Source organism: Sphingopyxis sp. (assembly GCF_035565275.1).
GTDB lineage: Bacteria > Pseudomonadota > Alphaproteobacteria > Sphingomonadales > Sphingomonadaceae > Sphingopyxis.
On the sequence record NZ_DATMST010000292.1, the window covers coordinates 1 to 3,378 of the forward strand.

Annotated in this window: 4 protein-coding genes; 2 read left to right on the forward strand and 2 right to left on the reverse strand. The window is 66.0% G+C overall.

Annotated features, from left to right (window positions below):
- Both VN047_RS19150 and VN047_RS19155 read left to right on the forward strand, forming a co-directional pair.
- A partial coding sequence (locus VN047_RS19150) for a polysaccharide biosynthesis/export family protein (RefSeq protein ID WP_325545498.1) occupies positions 1 to 501 on the forward strand: 501 nt, incomplete at its 5' end.
- The gene (locus tag VN047_RS19155; protein WP_325545500.1) at positions 501 to 1,226 is read left to right on the forward strand and encodes a serine acetyltransferase; all 726 of its coding nucleotides are present in this window, start codon (positions 501 to 503) and stop codon (positions 1,224 to 1,226) included. The genes VN047_RS19150 and VN047_RS19155, both read left to right, overlap by 1 nt.
- A gap of 6 nt (positions 1,227 to 1,232) precedes the next feature.
- Here VN047_RS19155 and VN047_RS19160 read toward each other — a convergent pair whose 3' ends face one another.
- Positions 1,233 to 2,531: an outer membrane beta-barrel protein gene (locus VN047_RS19160; RefSeq protein WP_325545502.1), complete on the reverse strand. Its 1,299-nt coding sequence runs from the start codon at positions 2,529 to 2,531 to the stop codon at positions 1,233 to 1,235.
- Positions 2,528 to 3,378 (reverse strand): endonuclease/exonuclease/phosphatase family protein (locus tag VN047_RS19165; RefSeq protein ID WP_325545504.1); only part of this gene is annotated, 851 nt, incomplete at its 5' end. The genes VN047_RS19160 and VN047_RS19165, both read right to left, overlap by 4 nt.

The following is a 3,378-nucleotide window of genomic DNA, read 5'->3' on the forward strand; positions in this document are numbered from 1 at the left end:
CAGTGCGGGTGGCAGGGCAGCGGCGCCGCACCGCCGCCTGCCGCCGCTTTCCGCCTGTCGCCCGGCGACAAGATCAAGGTCGCGACCTATGGCGAAGAAACGCTGACCGGCGATTTCGAGGTGTCGCCCGCCGGCACGATCGCCTTCCCGCTGATCGGCGAGGTCAAGGCCGCGGGGCTACAGACCGACGAGCTTTCCAAGGCGATCGAGGCGAAGCTCGGCGACGGCTATCTGCTCGAACCGAAGGTTTCGATCCAGGTTGCCAGCTTCCGTCCCGTCTATGTGCTCGGCGAAGTCAACAAGCCCGGCGAATATCCCTATACGCAGGGCCTTACGATCCGGGGTGCCGTCGCCAAGGCCGACGGCTTCACCTATCGCGCCAACGAAAAGCGCGTCTTCCTGAAACGCGCCGGCGAAGCCGGCGAACGGGAATATCCCATGACCGCCGATTTCGCGGTGCTCCCCGGTGATACGATCCGCTTCGGCGAGCGCTATTTCTGATGGATATGCCGGCCGCATCGCTCGCGCCCGCGCCGGCGTTCGAGGAAACCGGGTCTGACGAGTCCGGCAAACCGCATCGGCGCGGCTGCCCGGTGAGCTTCGCCAAATTGAAGGCGCTGCTCGCCGCCGACCTCTATCGCTATGCGGGCCGTGTCAGTTTCGGCGCTTTCGCCAGACATTATGCCTTCACCCCGGGGTATAAATATACGGTGCTGATGCGCACCGCCGGCTGGCTCAAGCTCAAGCCCGCCAGGGCTTTCGGCCTCTACCCTTTCGTCAAATGGCTGTTGCTGCGCGCGCGCTACAAATATGGCTTCGCGATCCCCGAATATATGGAGATCGGGCCAGGCCTTTTCCTCAATCGCTTTGGCGGCTTTTATTTCCATGGCGACACGGTGCTAGGCAGCAATGTCAACATCACCCACGGCGTCGTGCTCGGCTATATGAACCGCGGCAGCCGGCGCGGCGCGCCGGTGATCGGCGATCGCACCTTCCTCGGTTCGGGCGCCAAGGTGATCGGCGGGATTCATGTCGGCACCGAGGCGGCGATCGGCGCGAATGCGGTCGTGACCAGGGACGTGCCCGAACGCGGCGTCGTCGGCGGCATTCCAGCGAAGCTGCTCTCGGATCAGGGATCGGACGGCTATATCAACCGTCTTGCACCGCCCGAACTGCTCGCCGCCTGCGAAGGCGCGCTCCATGGATCGCAGACAAAGGGCGCCTGACCGGGCCTACAGGCCCGAGAAGGTCACTCCCACCGAGACGCGATTGTCGGTGAATTCGCGGCCCGCATTGAAACCCCAGCTCGACTGGGTGCGCCGCTGCACATCGAACCGCAGCGCCATCCGCTTGCTCATGAGGTACGATGCATTGGCCCGCCAGGTCCAGCGGTCGTCCTTGCGGTCGATATTGTTGAAGTCGCGCTTCTCCAGCTCGCCGCCGGCGCTGATGATCAGGTTGCGCAGCAGCTCGTAATCGGCGCGCAGCGTCATATTGGTGGCGAGATAACCCGTCGCGCCGTTGACGCCCGTTTCCTTGATGCCGCGGTCGACCGTGCCGGTGATCGTCACCAGCGGCGTCAGGAAATAGGCGAGCTCGCCGCGCACGAGGAGGCCCGACACATCCTCGAATTCCACCGGCCGGTAATCCTGCCGGAAATAGCCGAGCCGCAGCGCGCCGCGCGCCTTGCGGCCCAGTTCGAAACTCGCACCGCCGGCGAGCTCGAAACCCGAGGAGTCACGCGCCGGCACCGGGCCGGTCCTTTCGCGGTAATCGCGCTTGTTGAGCGACCCCGCCACGAACAGCGCGATGCTCGGGCTCAGCGCATATTCGCCGACGGCGGTACCGGTGTAGATGGTGTGATCGCGGAAATCCTGATCGATCGGATCGCCGCCGGGCGTCACGCTGTCGCTGTAATTGCGGTTCTCGACATCGACCACGCCGCGCACGCGCAGCCGGTTGAAAACGTGCGTGTAGGTCGCCGTTCCGCCGCTCAGGCCGAAGCGGATCGGACGCGATGCCTGCGTCGGACTATCGGGCGAGACGCGTTCCTGGCTGTAGCGTCCGTTGCGCAGCGTCAGGTTCAGCGTGTCCGACCTGCTGATTGTATAAAGCGCGCCCGCATTGACCGAATATTGGGTGGCATTTTCGCTCGCCCGGTCGGCGTAGCGCAGCAGGTCAAGCTCGCCGTCGAGCGACAGTTTGAGGTTCGGTGAAGGCCGCACCAGCGAGACGCGCTGGCGAATGCGCAGATAGGCGTCGCCGATCCGGTCGTTCTCCTGCGCATAAAGATTGTCGTCGTATCCGGCGCCAATCGCCATTCGCGGCGTCAGTTCGAGAACGCCGAGCTGGATCGGTTCGGGCGTATAATCGGGCCGGCGACGCTCGAGCACGGCGATATTGCGGTCGCGTCCGAAGCTGTTCTCGGTCGAAACCGACCCGAGCCCGTCGGTGGCGTCCGACTGCTGGCCGAGCGCGGGCCCGGCAAAGCCGCAGCTACCGAGCAGCGCAAAGGTGATCGCGCGCTTCACCGGCGTCCCAGCGTGACGAGGATCGGTACATGGTCCGACCCGGTCGCCGGCAATCGCCGCGCCGATATCAATCCCCAATCAGCTCCGGCATAAAGCTGGTCGATCGGCAGCACGGGAAAGGCGCGCGGCCAGCTGGGAAGCGCGCGCGTCATGCGGACAAGCGGTGCAAGGGCGCGGTCCTGCTCACGCATCGCCGCGGCCCAGGGGGTGAGGTTCATGTCGCCTGCAACGATCAAGGGGCCGCGTTCGATCCGTGCCAATGCCCGCGCCACATCGCGCCTGCGCACCGCCTGATCGCGCGAGGTCGGCCGCGGATAGTGGAGCGTCACGACGGTGAATGGATCGCCGCCGGGTCCGGCTATGCTCGCCCACAGCATTGCCGGACCGAATTTGCGGCCCTCTGCGTCCTTCAGGAAATAGTCGCTTCCGGCAATCGGCCAGCGCGAAAATATCGCAAGGTCGCAGCCCGCCGGGCATTTTGTCGCATAGGCGAAATGCTGGCCCAGCGCGGCGAGCATCGGCGCGAAGCGGCCGTCCACCTCCTGCAACATCACGACATCGGGCCTGGCGTCGATGATCGCCTGCGCGGTGCCGGCGGGGTCGGGGTTGTTCTGCCAGACATTGTGCGTGAGCAGGCGGACCGGGGTCGCACCCCCGGGTGCGGCCGGTATCGCGCGCGCCAACTCGGGCACCACGCCGATCGCCACCGGAGTCAGGGCGAGCAGCGCCGCGACGATTGTCCAGCGCGCACCGCGCCGCGCGAGCAGCAATCCGGACAGGACCGCGACGCCGGACAGCGGCAGGAACGACGCCAGCACGTCGAGTGCGGGCACGAGCCCGCCGCCGA

Coding starts and splice junctions, on each gene's coding strand:
- VN047_RS19155 (WP_325545500.1), top strand. CDS start 501: ATGGATATGCCGGCCGCATCGCTCGCGCCCGCGCCGGCGTTCGAGGAA.